13 protein-coding genes and 2 tRNA genes are annotated in these 16019 nt (G+C 64.8%); 11 read left to right on the top strand and 4 right to left on the bottom strand.

Translation table 11 applies throughout. The features are described 5' to 3' along the window. Window positions 1–2: 2 nt before the first annotated feature. The 3 genes from ACVCMJ_RS07875 (at window position 3) to ACVCMJ_RS07865 (ending at window position 2887) form a co-directional block, all read left to right on the top strand. Window positions 3–1751, top strand: a complete 1749-nt coding sequence (locus tag ACVCMJ_RS07875; protein WP_447080875.1) for a sensor domain-containing diguanylate cyclase — start codon at window positions 3–5, stop codon at window positions 1749–1751. Further along, on the top strand, window positions 1748–2653 hold the full coding sequence (gene xerD / locus ACVCMJ_RS07870; protein ID WP_447080874.1) for a site-specific tyrosine recombinase XerD: 906 nt from the start codon (window positions 1748–1750) through the stop codon (window positions 2651–2653). The genes ACVCMJ_RS07875 and xerD overlap by 4 nt, the downstream gene beginning before the upstream one ends. A 159-nt stretch (window positions 2654–2812) precedes the next feature. Further along, window positions 2813–2887, top strand: a tRNA-Arg gene (locus ACVCMJ_RS07865). Window positions 2888–2890: 3 nt separating this feature from the next. Here the strand turns inward: ACVCMJ_RS07865 and ACVCMJ_RS07860 are convergent. Then, a complete protein-coding gene (locus ACVCMJ_RS07860; protein WP_447080873.1) occupies window positions 2891–4102 on the bottom strand; it encodes a trans-sulfuration enzyme family protein in 1212 nt (403 codons plus the stop codon). Window positions 4103–4387: 285 nt separating this feature from the next. Here ACVCMJ_RS07860 and ACVCMJ_RS07855 point away from each other — a divergent pair, with 285 nt between their 5' ends. The 3 genes from ACVCMJ_RS07855 (at window position 4388) to cls (ending at window position 6663) form a co-directional block, all read left to right on the top strand. Then, window positions 4388–4816, top strand: a complete 429-nt coding sequence (locus ACVCMJ_RS07855) for a multidrug/biocide efflux PACE transporter (RefSeq protein WP_447080872.1) — start codon at window positions 4388–4390, stop codon at window positions 4814–4816. Window positions 4817–4962: 146 nt separating this feature from the next. Beyond that, on the top strand, window positions 4963–5199 hold the full coding sequence (locus tag ACVCMJ_RS07850; protein WP_447080871.1) for a hypothetical protein: 237 nt from the start codon (window positions 4963–4965) through the stop codon (window positions 5197–5199). Window positions 5200–5208: 9 nt separating this feature from the next. Continuing rightward, window positions 5209–6663 carry a cardiolipin synthase gene (gene cls, locus ACVCMJ_RS07845; RefSeq protein ID WP_447080870.1) on the top strand — a complete coding sequence of 485 codons (1455 nt, stop codon included), beginning with the start codon at window positions 5209–5211 and terminating at the stop codon, window positions 6661–6663. Window positions 6664–6805: 142 nt separating this feature from the next. Here cls and ACVCMJ_RS07840 read toward each other — a convergent pair. Then, window positions 6806–6881: transfer RNA gene (locus ACVCMJ_RS07840), tRNA-His, on the bottom strand. A gap of 268 nt (window positions 6882–7149) precedes the next feature. Between ACVCMJ_RS07840 and ACVCMJ_RS07835 the strand changes: the two genes are divergently transcribed. From ACVCMJ_RS07835 to bamC, 4 genes are all read left to right on the top strand, one after another. Further along, window positions 7150–7773: an L-threonylcarbamoyladenylate synthase gene (locus ACVCMJ_RS07835; RefSeq protein WP_447080869.1), complete on the top strand. Its 624-nt coding sequence runs from the start codon at window positions 7150–7152 to the stop codon at window positions 7771–7773. Window positions 7774–7908: 135 nt separating this feature from the next. Beyond that, window positions 7909–8559, top strand: a complete 651-nt coding sequence (locus tag ACVCMJ_RS07830) for a site-2 protease family protein (RefSeq protein WP_447080868.1) — start codon at window positions 7909–7911, stop codon at window positions 8557–8559. An 80-nt stretch (window positions 8560–8639) separates the two neighbouring features. Then, window positions 8640–9542 carry a 4-hydroxy-tetrahydrodipicolinate synthase gene (gene dapA, locus ACVCMJ_RS07825; protein ID WP_447080867.1) on the top strand — a complete coding sequence of 301 codons (903 nt, stop codon included), beginning with the start codon at window positions 8640–8642 and terminating at the stop codon, window positions 9540–9542. 1 nt (window position 9543) lies between these two features. Further along, entirely contained in the window at window positions 9544–10674 is a 1131-nt protein-coding gene (bamC, locus tag ACVCMJ_RS07820) for an outer membrane protein assembly factor BamC (RefSeq protein ID WP_447080866.1), read from the top strand. Window positions 10675–10790: 116 nt separating this feature from the next. Here the strand turns inward: bamC and ACVCMJ_RS07815 are convergent, their stop codons facing one another. Both ACVCMJ_RS07815 and mutS read right to left on the bottom strand, forming a co-directional pair. Continuing rightward, a complete protein-coding gene (locus ACVCMJ_RS07815) occupies window positions 10791–11999 on the bottom strand; it encodes a JmjC domain-containing protein (RefSeq protein WP_447080865.1) in 1209 nt (402 codons plus the stop codon). Between the two features lie 24 nt (window positions 12000–12023). Then, a complete protein-coding gene (gene mutS / locus ACVCMJ_RS07810) occupies window positions 12024–14600 on the bottom strand; it encodes a DNA mismatch repair protein MutS (protein WP_447080864.1) in 2577 nt (858 codons plus the stop codon). A 393-nt stretch (window positions 14601–14993) separates the two neighbouring features. On the opposite strand from mutS, the gene ACVCMJ_RS07805 reads away from it, so the two are divergent. Beyond that, complete coding sequence (locus ACVCMJ_RS07805) at window positions 14994–15845, top strand: mechanosensitive ion channel family protein (RefSeq protein ID WP_447080863.1); 852 nt, start codon at window positions 14994–14996, stop codon at window positions 15843–15845. Window positions 15846–16019: the final 174 nt, after the last annotated feature.

Below are 16019 nucleotides of genomic sequence, written 5' to 3'. Positions count from 1 at the left end.
CCATGTCCGTCGCCAAGCTCCGCTCGCTGCGGGTCAATCTGGTGGTTCCTTATGTGCTGCTGGTGGCACTGGTGTCCATCGTGTTGGGGGCCACCTATTATTGGTCGGCCAGCCGCACGATTCGCGCGTTTTCCGACCAGTACATCCGTGAAGTCGCAGCCCGCATTGCGCAGGCGGTCCATTTCCATGTACATGGGTCGGCCGCCGTGCTTGACGCCGCGTTTCCGGAAGGCATGTCCGCACCCGGCGACATCGCCGATGAGTTGACTGCGTTGCGTCAGCGGTTCTGGATCGCGACGTCCATCTACACCGATCCGAACGACTACGTGTATTACGGTAATCGTGCCGGTCAGAGCTTTGCCCTCAAACGCCGCAGCAGCCATGAGGCCGAGCTCCGCCTGAAGCTGCGGCCCGGCGAGCATCGCGCGTACTACCGCTATGATGAGGTGATGGGCGCCCCGCATTACGTCCGGCATGAATCCACTCTGTTCGATCCGCGCACCCGCATCTGGTACACGCTGGGCGAACACACGACCGGGCATTTCTGGACGGCGGTCTATATCGACTTCACCACGCGGGACCTGGTGGTGACGCGGGCGCGGCGGGTGCTGTCGGATACCGGCCAGTTCGAGGGTGTGGTGGCCACCGATGTTCCCCTGAAGGATATCAATCAGTTCATCGATACGCTGAATATTGGCGGGCGCGGCCGTGCGTTCGTGGTGGAGCGCGACGGCAACCTGCTGGCGGCCACGCGGGTCCGTCGCGTCGGGCGGAACGTGGACGGGCAGACCACCCGGGTCAGCGCGCTGGATACCGATGATCCCGTCATCCGCGCAGCCTACATCGGCATTGTTCCCTTTCTGGATGCCACGCAGGCGGACGGGCCAGCCGGGACAGCGGACCGTGAACAATCTTACTGGACGACGACCGAGGCCCCGGGCGGCCAGGTCATAGCGGTCGCAGCCCGCCGCATCATCGACGATGCAGGGCTGGACTGGACTGCCATCGTCGCCATGCCGCGCAACGAGATCTTTCTGGGTATCGACCGGCAACTCTGGATCGCGCTCGGGGTGGGGCTGTTGGCCGTGGGTCTGACGATCCTTTTCGGCATGCGGCTGTTCGGGCGGATCGCGCAGGACATCATTTCACTGTCGCATGCCGTCACGCGCATGCGGCAGGGGGCGCCGGATGTGGAGATCGACATCCGCCGCCGGGATGAGGTCGGTGACCTGGCGCGCAACTTCAAGGCGATGCGGGCGGAGCTGTTCACGGACCGGCTGACCGGGGCGGCGAATCGGACGGCTCTCGAGAGCCTGCTGATGGCGGCGACGCGCGCGCCAGGCGGCGTCCCGTTCACCCTGTTTTTCCTGGACCTGAATGACTTCAAGCCGCTCAATGATCGTTATGGACACGATAATGGAGATCGGGCCTTGGTCGAGGTCGTCCGTCGGCTGCAGGCGTGCCTGCGCCCGACTGATCTTGTGGCCAGGTTGGGCGGTGATGAATTCGTCGTGGTCGTCTCGGGCGCGGAAACGTCTGCGGCCGTTGCCGCGTTGTCGGCGAAGCTGGCGGCCGCGGTCGAGGCGCCTTTGCAGACCCTGCACAATATGCCGCAGGGGCGAACCGTGAGTCTGGGCGTGGCGATCGGCCATGCCGTCTGGCCGGCGGACGGCCTCACTGCGGACGAACTGATGCAGTGTGCCGACGCGGACATGTACCGGCAAAAATCTTACTTTGGCCTTTCGCCATGACGCCCCCGGTTTCCGATCTTCCAACGGTGGATGCCTTTCTGGATGCCCTATGGCTGGAAGATGGGCTGGCCGCGAATACGCTGGCCGCCTATCGGCGCGACCTGACCGCGTTCGGGCGTTGGCTGCGCAAGGAATGCGGGCGGGGGCTGGAGTCGGCGCAACGCGCCGACGTCCAGGACTGGCTGGCCGCGCAGCACCTTCGGACCAAGGCCAGCACGGCAAACCGGCGGCTGGCCGCGTTACGGCGCTATTACCTGTGGGCCATGCGGCACGGACTGTGTGCGGAGGATCCCTGCCTGGGCGTGCACAGCGCCCGCCAGCCCGCCCGCTTTCCCAGGACGCTGTCCGAGGCCCAGGTCGATGCGCTGCTCTCGGCGCCGGACATTGCCACGACCTTGGGACTGCGTGATAGGGCCATGCTGGAAACCCTGTATGCCACGGGCCTGCGGGTGAGCGAACTGGTCCACCTTGCGGTTTCGGACACCAGCCTGAATGATGGCGTGGTGCGAGTGGTGATGGGCAAGGGCGCAAAGGACCGCCTGGTCCCGCTCGGCGAAGAAGCCTTGCACTGGATCACGCGCTATCTGGCCGAGAGCCGCCCTGGCATCCTCGGACCGCGCGCGTGTGACGCCTTGTTTGTGACCGCCCGGGCGGCCGCGATGACGCGTCAGGCCTTCTGGCTGCTGATCCGCAAGTATGCCGATCTAGCGGACATCCGCGTTCCGCTGTCGCCGCACGTGCTGCGCCACGCGTTTGCCACGCACCTGCTCAACCACGGCGCCGATTTGCGCGTGGTGCAGATGCTGCTGGGGCACGCGGACATATCCACCACGCAGATCTACACTCACGTCGCTCGCGAGCGGCTCAAGATCCTCCATGCCCAGCATCACCCGCGAGCCTGAGCGCGGGCGCCGTTTCGGCGGGCGGGCGTGCTGTGGCTTCTGGCCAGGATTGCGGCGGTTGCGGTGATCCGGCGTCCGGGGCGCTCATTCCCGCCAGGCGTCGTGGCGGCGTCCTTTATAATTGCGCCGGGGATCCCGAAGCCGAAGAGGATCCCCCGGGTCTCCTTAGTTAAATGGATATAACTTTCCCCTCCTAAGGGAAGATTGTGGGTTCGATTCCCGCAGGAGACGCCACACTTACGGGCGCGCGGCCTTTTCCAGCGCCTGCGCCAGGTCGGCCTTCAGGTCGTCGATATGCTCCACTCCCACTGACATGCGCACGAAGTTCGGCTCGATGCCGGCGGCTTGCATGTCGGCCTCGGTCATGGAACTGGCCCACATTGATGCCGTGTGCACGGCCAGCGTCTCCACGCCTCCCAGGCTCACGGCCTGCGTGGCCAGACGCAGCCCCGACACAAAGCGCTGGGTGGCGGCGTAGTCACCTCGCAGCGAATACGCCACGATGGCGCCGAAACCGCGCATCTGGCGTGCGGCCAGCGCATGCTGAGGATGGCTCTCCAGTCCCGGGTACAGGACCTGCGAGACTTCGGGGCGGCCTTCCAGCCAGCGGGCCAGCTCAAGTGCATTGGCGTTGATGCGTTCCATGCGCAGCGATAGCGTGCGCAGGCCGCGCAGCAGCAGCCAGGCATCCATGGGAGAGAGCACGGCGCCCAGCGTCACGTGCATCTTCCAGATGCGCTCGGCCAGTTCGTTGCTGCAGCAGATGGCGCCGGCGACGATGTCGGAGTGGCCACCCAAGTACTTGGTGGCGCTGTGCACCACGATATCGATGCCGTAGTCGTGCGGGCGCTGGTTCAGCGGAGAAGCAAACGTGTTGTCCGCCACCGTCAGGATGCCCCGGCTGCGTGCGATCTTGCCCACGGCGCCGAGGTCCGTGATCGACAGGCTGGGATTGACGGGCGTTTCCACCATGATGAGCCGCGTGTCAGGGCGCAGCGCGGCTTCCAGGCTGCCCAGATCCGTCTGGTCAAAGAAGCTGACCCGCACTCCGTAGTTCGTGAGCACCTCGGAGAACAGCTTGGATGTGCTCATGTAATGCCGCTGCTGGACGGCCACGTGGTCGCCGGCTTTGAGCAGCGCGAGGATGGTGGTGCTGATGGCTCCCATGCCGGAGCCCGTCAGCAGCGCCGATTCCGTACCTTCGAGCTTGGCCAGGATGGCTTCGACGTGCTTGTTGACGGGGTTGCCGTGGCGCGTATAGAACGCGGCAGGGCGGCTGGTGGTCGCCATCGCCGCGAACTCCTGCGCGTTGCGGGCCTTGAAGGTGGCGCTGTAGTAGATGGGTGGCACCACCGAAGATTCCTGCCCACAGCCTTCGTCCCCGTGCAGGAGCAGCGACTGCTCGTGCCAGTCGGAAGTATCGGGGAAGGGCGGCTCTTGCGTGGTCATGAAAAGGGCTCCTGGCTGCTGTCGTGAAAGAGAAGGATTCATCATACGCTGGCGGCTGTGGCGATCAGCAACGCTGCCGCGCATAAGCTTCATCGGCCAGGTTTCGGCGTAGTGGCCGAGGCCGTGGGGGTCTGCGCCGGACTTCGATGCGGCGCGTCGTTCCCCTGAATCGGGGAGCTCCGTTATAATGAGCTTCACTTCTTCCAGATTCTTCTGGACCGTCGGGGACGACCCCGGCTGCGAATCGCGAACGCGGTGACGACACCGCCCATTCCGCGTTTTCCAATGTCAAATTTTGATCGATCGCCGGCCGAGCGCATGTTCCATGCCTTGGCATTCGAAGTGCTGGCTATCGGCATTTCCGCACCGCTGGCGGCCTGGATCACCGGGCACTCCGTGGTCAGCATGGGATTGCTCACCGCCATCATCGCCACCATCGCCGTCATCTGGAACATGCTCTATAACTGGGCGTTTGACCGTCTGCAGGCGGCTCGCGGCTTTGCGCGTACGTACGCGGTGCGGGTGGCGCATGCCGTGGGGTTCGAGGCAGGACTCATCCTGATTGTCATCCCGCTGATCGCGGCGTGGCTGGCGGTGTCGCTGTGGCGGGCGCTGGTTCTCGATATTGGCCTGGTCCTGTTCTACCTGCCCTATGGCTTTCTGTTCAATCTGGGCTACGACAGGATTCGGGAGAGTCTGGTGGGAGGCCGATAACCCTCGGGCCCGGCGAAGCGAGGCATTTGGCATCCGGCGTTCGGGCGCATGGGTTCGCACACGGGCCTCGGGTTTGGTTATTCTATTCAGGCGCCGGACTTTGGCGCACCAATCGACAGACGGGACGCTGCTTCATGGGAAACTTGATGAATGCCTCTGCCGTGCCTGACGACGGGCCGGACTGGTCGCTGGCACCGCCGGGTTGGGATTGGACCGCCCAGGATGCGGACGGCAAATGGTATTGGTATCGCGTCGAGCCCGTACTGGGTATTGGCGGCGGTATCTGGCGCTCCAACTCGCGCAATCAGCAATTCGCCACCCAGGGCGAACCCAATCCCGACTGGCTGGACTCGCTGCTGCGGCGGCCCAGCCCGGCCCCGTAGGTCGGCGCCGTGGGGGCGGTGACCGCATTCCTGACGCACTACTGGCCCCACATCGTGGCCCTGACGTCGATCGTCGTGGGCGCGGTGTCGGCGGCCCACGCGGCGATGAATAAAAACGACGTGCGCGCCGCCATTGCCTGGGTGGGCGTCATCCTGGCTTCACCGCTCTTCGGGCCGTTCCTGTACCTGATTGCCGGGGTCAACCGTATCCGCCACGATCAGCTCTCCACCCAGCGCAGCAGGCTCATCAAGGATTACGTCCACAGTGCCGGCGAGCCGGTGCCCGACGTCAGCCCCGTGGCGGGTGCGCAGTTCGCTTCGCTGCGCGTGCTGTGCGATCAGGTCAGCCGCTTCCCGCTGCACAACGGCAACCACATCACCTTGCTCGATGGGGGCGATGCGGCCTACCCCGCGATGCTGGAGGCGATCGCTTCGGCCAGCCATTGCGTGGCGCTGCAAAGCTACATATTCGATCACGATCGTGTCGGCCTGCAATTTGCCGAGGCCTTGCGCGAGGCCCAGGACCGGGGCGTGATGTTGCGGGTGCTGATCGATTCGGTCGGCTCCCGATATTCTCGGCCTCCGATCATCCGCCTGCTGCGTGAGCACGGTATCCGGGCGGAGCTGTTCATGACCAACCCCATGGGGTTGCGCATGGCCTACGCCAACCTGCGCAGTCACCGCAAGGTGCTCTTCATTGATGGACATGTGGGCTTCATGGGCGGCATGAATATCCGGGAGAATTTCATGCGATCGCTTGCCGGGCGGCACGCCAACGCGGATACGCATTTCCGCATCGAGGGCCCTCTGGCGACTCAGCTTTTTGCGGTCTTTGCCAATGACTGGGAGGTCACGACGCGCGAACGTCTGCGGATCGACGACTGGTGCAAGACCACCCCGCGGGCCCCGCTACCGCACGTGCCGGCGCGCTGCATCCGTTCCGGGCCCGACCGTTTCATCGCCGCGACGCATAATGTGCTGCAGGGCGCGTTGGCCGTGGCCCAGCACCATGTGCGCATCCAGTCGCCGTACTTCCTGCCCGACCAGACGCTGCTGGGGGCGCTCAATACCGCCGCGCGCCGCGGCATTCAGGTCGATATCCTGATCCCGGGGCGCAACAACCTGCGCCTGGTGAACTGGGCCATGACGGCGCAGCTTGCCCAGGTGATCCGCGGCGGCTGCCGGGTGTGGCGCAGCCGGGCGCCTTTCGATCATTCCAAGCTATGCACGGTGGACGGCGGTTGGTCCTATGTGGGGTCGTCCAATCTGGATCCGCGGAGTTTGCGGCTGAACTTCGAGCTGGACATGGAAGTCTATGACCGCAACCTGGCGGCGCAGATCGCCGATCGTATCGACCGCGAAATCCGCCAATCGGACCCGGTCACGCTGCAGACGCTGGACGCGATTCCTTACGTCAAACGTCTGCGCAACCGCATCGTGTGGCTGGCCAGTCCGTATCTGTAGGGCATGCGCAGTTTTTATTTTGATTGTCATGCATGCACAGGCTCCCGCTCATCGCAGCGGGCCATTGGTGGTGCATGTCACCGATTCCAATTCTTGTCACCGTTTTGGATTTCGGCAAGTTCCCAGGAACCGTTGAATTCAGTGGGGTGACCGATGGGGCTCGAACCCACGACAACCGGAATCACAATCCGGGACTCTACCAACTGAGCTACGGTCACCGTTGAAGAACCGCGATTCTAACATGTCTGCCGTGTGTTTGCAGGCCTGACTGACCCGCTGGGCTGGCCCCCGGAGCCCCTTGATTGTCTGCTGGTTTTCGGTCATGTTATGGGGGCAAGCCCCGCGTGGGCTGGTGCTGCCGGGCGTCCTCTCGGCACGTCGAGCAAAACCCGGGCGCCGTGTCTGGTGTGGGCAATCCTCGGCACTCATTGGGCGCAATCCCCAGCACTCATGGTTGCAAACCGGAAATTTTCATAGGAAACGCTCATGACCCAGATATTCGTCGTTCACCCTGAAAATCCACAATCCAGGCTCCTGCACCAGGCGGGTCAGCTGCTGGCCGAGGGCGGGCTGGTGGCCGTTCCGACCGATTCCAGTTATGCCGTGGTGGCCCGGTTGGACGACAAGGCCGCGTCCGAACGCCTGCGCCGATTGCGGGGTCTGGATGATCGGCATCATCTGACGCTGTTGTGCCGCGATCTGGCCGAAATCAGCCATTTCGCCAAGGTCGAAAACACCCAGTACCGGCTGTTGAAGCTGGCCACGCCGGGGCCTTTCACATTCATTCTCGAAGCCACCAGGGAAGTCCCGCGTCGGGTTTCCCACCCTTCGCGCAAGACAATAGGGATCCGGGTGCCGGATCACCGCGTTGCGCGGGCGCTGATCGACGCGGTAGGGTCGCCGCTGCTGTCCACTACGCTGATTCCCGAGGGCGAGGATCTCCCGCTGAACGACGCTCAGGACATCTTTGCACGCTACGAGCACGATCTGGCAGCGGTCGTCGATGGGGGGGCCTGCCCCTTCGAGCCGACCACGGTCGTGGATCTGACGGGGGCTGCGCCGCAGGTCGTGCGGCGGGGGCGCGGGGATCCGGCCAAGCTTGGCCTGTGATCCGTGCGGCGGCTTTTCGTCGGGCGTACCTCCACCTCACGGCCGCTTATTGACGATGCGGGATTCGTGCGGAGCGCCGTCAACGGTTATGCTGAACGCTTCCGCTGACGTGGGTCGGCTCCGGATCCCTTGTTTATGGACAATCTCATCCAGACCATCACGGTCTACGCGTTGCCCGTGCTGTTCGCCATCACGCTCCATGAGGCGGCGCATGGCTATGTGGCCCGGCATTTCGGCGATCTGACCGCACAGGAAGCGGGGCGCATCAGTCTCAATCCGCTGCGCCATGTGGACCTCATGGGCACCATTGTGGTGCCTCTGGCGCTGCTGCTGGTCACTCGCCTCATGGGGGGCGGCCTGCTCTTCGGCTGGGCCAAGCCCGTGCCGGTGAACTGGAGCCGGCTGCGCAATCCAAAGCGGGACATGCTCTGGGTGGCATTGGCGGGTCCCGCCTCCAATCTGCTGCAAGCCATTGTCTGGGTCCTGATCTGGCGTGCCATTCTGGAAACCGGCACGGCGGGTGGAGGCAGCTTCTGGGTCCTCATGGCGCACGCCGGGGTGCAGGTGAACTTGGTCCTGATGGCGCTGAATCTGATCCCCTTGCCGCCACTCGATGGCGGCCGTATCGTGTTCAGCCTTTTGCCTGCGCGGGCGGCGTGGCGGTACGGCAAGATAGAGCCCTATGGCATCGTGATCCTGCTGGTGCTCATGATGACCGGATGGCTGTGGCCCATCATGGAGCCGTTGCTGGCGGCGGGCGAGTGGGTCGTCAGAGCTTTTTTGTAAATTGACCCTCTGAATCCGTTAAACTTGGCCTTTTATTCTGCCCGGCCCTGCACCGGGTGACTTTCGGAGCGCGTCTTATCATGTCCGGCTCGGATTCCCGTTTTCCAGTCTTTCAGGGCAGCATGGTGGCCCTGGTTACGCCCATGCATCCGGATGGGCAGTTGGACCTGGAAGCCTATCGAAAACTGATCGACTGGCATATCGAACAGGGGACGGACGTGCTCACGGTGGTCGGCACCACGGGCGAGTCCCCCACGGTGACGGTCCAGGAACAGGCCGAGCTCATCGAGCTGGCCGTGCGCCATGTGAACGGCCGCATTCCGGTGGTTGCCGGTACAGGCGGAAACTCGACCGCCGAGGCCATCGAATTGCAGCGCCACGCCTATGCGGCGGGCGCCGATGCCGGCCTGACGGTGGTGCCCTACTACAACAAGCCCACCCAGGAAGGCCTCTATCAGCACTTCCGGGCGATTGCGGAATCCGTTGAGCTGCCGTGCATCCTGTACAACGTGCCAGGCCGCACGGTGGCCGACATGTCCAATGAAACCGTCCTGCGCCTGGCCCAGATTCCCAATATCGTAGGGGTCAAGGACGCAACCGGCAACATTGGCCGGGTGGCACAACTGATTCCCCAGGTTCCCGAGGACTTTGCCGTGCTCAGCGGCGACGATCCAACCGCGGCCGCCTTGATGCTGCTGGGTGGCCGGGGCAATATTTCGGTAGTGGCCAACGTGGCGCCGCGGCTGATGCACGAGCTGTGCGCAGCGGCGATCCGTGGCGATGCGCTGGAAACCCGCCGCTTGAACGCCCGGCTTACAGCCTTGAGCCGAGTGCTCTTTGTGGAAGCCAATCCTATCCCCGTCAAGTGGGCGCTGGCCGAGATGGGGCTGACCCAGCTCGGTTATCGCCTGCCCCTGACGCCGCTGTCGGAATCGCACCGCGCGACCGTGCGCCAGGCCTTGATTGAAGCAGGTGCTCTCTAAAATGACGAAACGCATGATGGCCCCCTGGGCCAGCCTGGCTCTGCTGAGCCTGTTGACTGTATCCGGCTGCTCTTCGATCGGCCAGTTGACAGGTCAGACCGAGTCCATCCAGTACAAAAGCACGGTCACCGGCGATCCGCTGGTGATTCCGCCCGACCTTACCCAGGCCAACGAAGACACGCACTACAAGGCGCCCGAAGGCACTGCGACGCTCAGTTCTTATGCCGCGGCCCGGCAGAGCCAGAGCGCCAATCCGGCCGATCGCGTGTTGCCTCAGTCGGCCAACATGCAGGTCATGCGTGACGGTTCCTTGCGCTGGCTGGTGGTGGACGAGCCCGCCCAGACGCTGTACCCCAAGCTCATTTCCTTCTGGGGCGACCAGGGCTTCACCATTCATTCCCAGGATCCGAAGGCGGGCCTGATCGAAACCGATTGGGCGGAAAATCGCGCCAAGATCCCGGAAGGCTGGCTGCGCAGTGCGCTGGGCAGCATTCTCGACCAAGTGTTCGACAGCGGAGAACGGGACCGCTTCACCATGCGACTGGAGCGTGACAGCGCCGGCAAGACCGAGGTCTACATCAGCCACCAGCATATGGAGGAAACACCCACGAGCGACGGGACAGCCTTCAAGTGGGTGTTCGGCAAGGAAGATCCGGGCCTGAACGCAGCCATGATCGCCCGTCTGATGGTCTATCTGGGCGCGGATCAGCAAAAGGCGGCCCAGCAGCTCAAGCAGGCGACCAACGATACGGGCCCGGCCGCGACGGCCGACATCGCCCGCGGCCAGGCCTCGCTGACGCTGGCCGAGACCTTTGACCGGGCCTGGCGCCGGGTAGGTGTCGCGCTGGACTCGGCGCGCTTCACCGTGGAAGATCGCAATCGGGATCAGGGCGATTACTACATCCGCTACCTGGATACCGACAGTGGCCAAAAGATCGAGCAGCAGAACATCTTTGGCCGCATGTTCGGCTCCCGCAACACCGCCGAGCCGCTGAAGCTGCGGGTCCACGTGGCGCAACAGGGCGGCGGGTCGGAAGTCACCGTGCTGGATGCGGCGGGCAAGCAGTTGACCAACGGCACGGCTGACCGCATTCTGACTGTGCTGTCCACCAATCTGAAAACCACCCGCTAGCATCCATCCGTACCGGTCCGGAAGGACAGACCGGCTCCCGCATCACAAAGGCCTCGTCCATGGACGAGGCCTTTTCTCGCGTGTTGCCGTCGACTGCGGCGCGGGCGCCGTTGTCTTCAGGGCTGCGGATCCCAATGCGCCCAACCTTCCTGCAGCCATTCGTCCAGCAGGGTACGGACCGTACCGGGCAGGCCCTGAATCGCCGTGGCGCCCAGCCGGCGATTGTCGGCCAGGGCCTGCAATTCGGGTGGCACGCCGACGGGCGCGACCTCTCCATTGACGAAGAGCTGCGCACCGAAGTACATCAGCCGGGTGCAGCGATCCAGTACCAGGCTGCCCGTGGCGGGCACGTTTTCCTGTAGGGTCGGACGGTCGTCCGCCGGATCAAAGAAGGCATTGTCGGGCAGCGTGGTCAGCCACTGTCCCAGGAATCGCGCGGCGACCGGTTCGTCCAGACGAATCCGCTGCAAGGTATCGAGGGTGGCTCGAACCAGAGCGGCTGGAAGCGCGGCCGGGTGGTCGGTCGCGTCGGAGCCGGCATCGGAGTAGAGAGCGGACAGATCCGCGCCTGGCAGCACGGGGTCGCCATACAATCCCGAGTCGCCCAGATGCTGCGCCGAAATCTGGTCGGCGGCCGCCTCCAGCAGTCCGCGCGCCAGTGTCGCCTCGCTGGGCACCCGAAACCCGATGGAAATCGTCATGCAGCCGTCGCCCACCGCAGTCCCATCGTGGCAGGCGTTGGGCGGCAGATACAGCATGTCGCCCGGCTCCAGGACGTCGTCGGTACCGGGCTGGAAATCCGCCAGGATCTTCAGCGGCAGGCCTGGCACCAGGGTGCGGTCGGCCTGCTGGCTGGTGCGCCAGCGGCGCCGGCCGTGGGCCTGCAGCAGGAACACGTCATAGCTGTCGTAGTGCGGACCCACCCCGCCGCCGTCGGTGGCGATGCTGATCATGGCGTCGTCCAGGCGGGCGTCCGGGATGAAACGAAACAGGCGCATGAGCGCGGCCGTTTCATCGTCGTGCAGGTCCACGCTTTGCACCAGCAGCGTCCAGTTCGGCTGATCGGCGGCGGGCAGCCGTCGGAATGGGCCCCGCTTCAGCGTCCAGCCGTTTTCCTTGCGCGTGACCAGGCGTGACTCGACCTCGTCACGGCGCGCCAGTGTCTGCACCTCGCGCACCGACAGCGGTGCGCGGAATTCCGGAAACGCCTGCCGGATCAGCAGCGGCTTCTGTTGCCAATAGTCCCGCATGAACTGGCGTGGCGACAGGCCGCCGAGCAGGGGAGTAGCCTGATCGAGAGCGGGAGGTCGTGTGGACGAATACATGGGCAGCTCCTGATGGGTCGGTGGCTACAGGAAATCGCGGCGCAACTGGTAGAGCAGCTCCAGCGCCTCGCGCGGACTCAGGGTATCCGGATCCAGGGCGCGCAGCGCGGTGCGCAGGGGTTCCTCGGGGTCGCCGGTTTCATCCTCGACGCCCTGGACGAACAAGGCCAATTGGGATTCGGCACGGTTGCGGGCTTCGAGTTCGGCCAACTCCTTGCGCGCATGGCGGATCACCACCGGGGGAATGCCGGCGCGCTGCGCGACGTGCAGCCCATAGCTCTGGCTGGCCGGTCCGGAGCGCACCTCATGCAGGAAGACTACGCCATCGGCGCCATCGGCCGCCGCCAGGTGAACGTTGACGACTCCGTGGGTCTTCTCTGGCAGGCGGGTCAGCTCGAAATAGTGGGTGGCGAACAGCGCCAGGGCTCGGTTGTGCGTGAGCAGACGGTGTGCGATCGCCCAGGCCAGCGCCAGTCCGTCGTACGTTGACGTGCCGCGTCCGATTTCGTCCATGAGCACCAGGCTGCGGGGGGTCGCCGCGGCCAGGATGACGCTGGCTTCCATCATCTCCATCATGAACGTGGATCGGCCGCCCGCCAGATCGTCGGCTGCGCCGATGCGCGTGAAGATCCGGTCCAAGGGACCGATGGTGGCCCGGGCCGCGGGTACGTAGCTGCCCGTGCGCGCCAGCAGCGCAATCAACGCGACCTGGCGCATGTAGGTGGATTTGCCTCCCATGTTCGGCCCGGTGATCAGCAGCATGCGGCGTTCGTCATGCAGGCTGCAGTCGTTGGGGGTAAAAGCTTCAATGGTGTGCTCCACCACGGGGTGGCGACCTGCCTGGATGTCCAGGCGGCTGTCTTCGCAAAGCGCTGGCGCCGACCAGTTATGGTCGCGCGCATGGACCGCGAGCCCCGTCAGCGCATCGATCCGGGCCAGTGCCGCCGCGCTGCGGGCCAGCGCCGTCGCTTGTCCGGCGCATTGTGCCAAGAGCTGGTCGAAGAGCTGCTTTTCGCGCGCCAGGCCGCGATCCCGCGCCGAAAGAACCTGGTCTTCCCACGCTTTGAGCTCGGGCGTGATGTACCGTTCGGCGTTTTTCAGCGTCTGGCGCCGGCGGTAATCGTCGGGGACCTTGTCCGCCTGGCCGCGCGTGACTTCGATGAAGTAGCCATGCACGCGGTTGTATTCCACGCGCAGATTGGCAATTCCGGTGCGCTCGCGCTCGCGCGCCTCGACCTCCATCAGGAAGGTGCCATTGTCGCCGGCAAGCTGCCGTAGCCGGTCCAGTTCATCGTCGTAACCGTCAGCGATGACGCCACCGTCGCGGATCGCCAAGGCAGGCTCGGGTGCGATCGCCTCAGCCAGCCTTGCATGGAGAGACTCGTCCACGGGCACATCCCGCAGGCTATCAGCCAGCAATCCCTGAGCTGAAAAGGCGGACCGGGTTGTCTGAGCGAGGCCGGGCAGGGCGGCCAGCGCGTCACGCAGACTGGCCAGCTCGCGCGGCCGAATGGTGCCCAGAGCGAGCCGGGTGGCCATGCGCTCCAGATCCGGCAAGGTCTGCAGGCCATCGCGCAAGGTGCGCAGCGCCGTATCGGCGTCCGGCGCCTGCATCAGTTGGGTGATGGCATCCTGGCGCTCTTGCGCCTGTACATTGGTCCGCAGGGGCGCCTGGAGCCAGCGCCGCAACTGTCGGCTGCCCATCGGCGTGCGGCAGTGGTCCACGGTGCTGAAGAGCGTGGGGCCATCGGTGCCGCTCAGGGTTTCGGTGATTTCAAGGTTGCGGCGGGTCGCCGGATCGAGCACCACGTAGTCCCCGCCCGCGTCCACGGTCAGGCCCTGCACGTGGCTGAGCGTCTGCGCCTGGGTCGTTCCAACATAGCGCAACAGCGCTCCGGCCGCCCGCATCGCTTGCGGCAACCCGCCGAGCCCAAAAGCGCCCACGTCATCCACGCCGAAGTGCTGAAGCAATGTGTCGCGCGCACCGGTCTCGTCGAAGTGCCAGTCCGGAACCCGGCTGATGGCGGCGGCCACCTCCGGCGGCTGAGACTGTTCCGCACACACCAGCTCGGCGGGCGAGATGCGGCTCAATTCCGTATCCAACAGTTCGGGCGTGCTTTCACAGGCCCTGAAGTCCCCGTTGGCCAGGTTCATCCACGCGAGTCCGATCACCTCACGCCCGTGCGTGCGGGCCGCCACCCAGGCCGCAATGGTGCGGTCCGCCTTGGCGGGCAGCAGCGCGTCGTCCGTGAGCGTGCCCGGCGTCACCACGCGCACGATCCTGCGTTCCACCGGGCCCTTGGCCGTGGCCGGGTCGCCGACCTGCTCGCAGATGGCGATTGATTCGCCCATTGCCACCAGTCGGGCCAGATAGCCCTCCATCGCGTGATACGGCACCCCGGCCATCGGGATCGGCGAGCCGTTGGACGTCCCGCGCTTGGTCAACGTCAGGTTCAGCAGCTTCGCCCCGCGCTCGGCGTCTTCGTAGAACATCTCGTAGAAGTCGCCCATCCGGTAGAACAGCAGATGCGAGCCCGCCTGAGCCTTGAGCTTCAGGTATTGCTGCATGACGGGGGTGTGGCCGGAGAGATCGGGGGGCATGGGGCGGGCAAAGAGGGAGCGAACCAGGGGGATATTATCGTGCATTGGACAGCGGGTGTCGGGTGGTGCGCCTGCCCCGTCGCCGTCCCCTCTGATGGCCGTTCCGTGACCGCCGGTTCTAACCCGTTGTCCGGTCGCAAGAATCCGGAATAGCACCCAGCTTGTCCATGGATTTGTCCACAGAGAGGGTGGATAAATGGAGCCGCAACCTTTCGGGTCCATGACCCGACCTGCGTACTCCTTGACCGCCGCGTGCAAGCCGCTGTCGTCAAAAGACAATTCCGGGTAGCACTCAGATTGTCCATGGATTTATCCACAACAAGGGTGGACAAGTCCGCCATGGCCTGGACACCACGATAAAATCGCGCTGACGTCATCTTCCGGAGCGCAACCATGGATCGACTGCACGCTTTCTGGGCATCCCTGCCCGGCATGGGCGGGGTGGCGGTGAATTTCGTGATCACTTTGGCGATTCTGCTGATCGGCTGGACGGTGTCCGACCTGCTCGGCCGCTGGGTGCGGCACTTGGCCACCCGCTCGGCGCGCATCGACCCCACCATCGTACCGATCGCGCGCAGCGTGACCATCTGGTCCGTCCGCATTGTCGTGCTGCTGGCGGTGCTGGCGCGCCTGGGCGTGCAGACGGCCAGCCTGGTCGCCATGCTGGGTGCATCGGCCCTGGCCATCGGCTTGGCGCTGCAAGGGGCCCTGCAAAATTTCGCCGCCGGCATCATGCTCTTGATCCTTCGGCCGATCCGCGTGGGCGAATTTGTCTCCATCGGAGACCGGGGCATGGGAACCGTGGACGAAATCGGTCTGTTCATGACGCGGTTCGTGCAGGCCGAGGGGACTCATCTGCTGCTGCCCAACACCCTGGTGTGGGGCAATCCGATCGTCAACTACAGTCGCAACAAGATGCGGCGGTTGGATATGATGCTGGGCGTGCGCTACGACGACGATCTGGAGGCGGCGCTGGCGGCGCTGCGCAATCTGGTGTCCGGCCATGCGGGTGTCCTGGCCGATCCCGCGCCGCAGGTCATGGTCATGGAATATCGGGATAGCACCATCATGGTGAACGTACGCTTGTGGGCGAAGGTGGAGGACTACTGGGATGTGTCCTTCGACCTACGCCGCCGGGCGCCGCAGGTGTTGCGTGAAGCGGGCCTGCGCTCGCCCATCCCGCTGCGTGAAGTGCGTGCGGTCAGCGTGCCGCCCGCAGGCTCCGTCAGTCCACCATCCGGTTGAGCCGTTCGGCGTCCAGCGGCCGCTGCCCATTCTCGATGCGCTGACCCAGCTCCTCCATCGCCTCGCACAGGCGGTGGATGCGGGCGTCCTGTTCGGCGGTGTGGTTGATCAGCTCATGCAGCACCTTCACCAGCGGGTCGTCGTCGGTGCGGCCCACCCCGTAGGGCGCAAAAT

The organism is Castellaniella sp. UC4447_H14 (assembly GCF_052978285.1).
The sequence above is the reverse complement of the archived record's forward strand: the minus strand, read 5'-3'. Positions and strand labels throughout refer to the sequence as shown.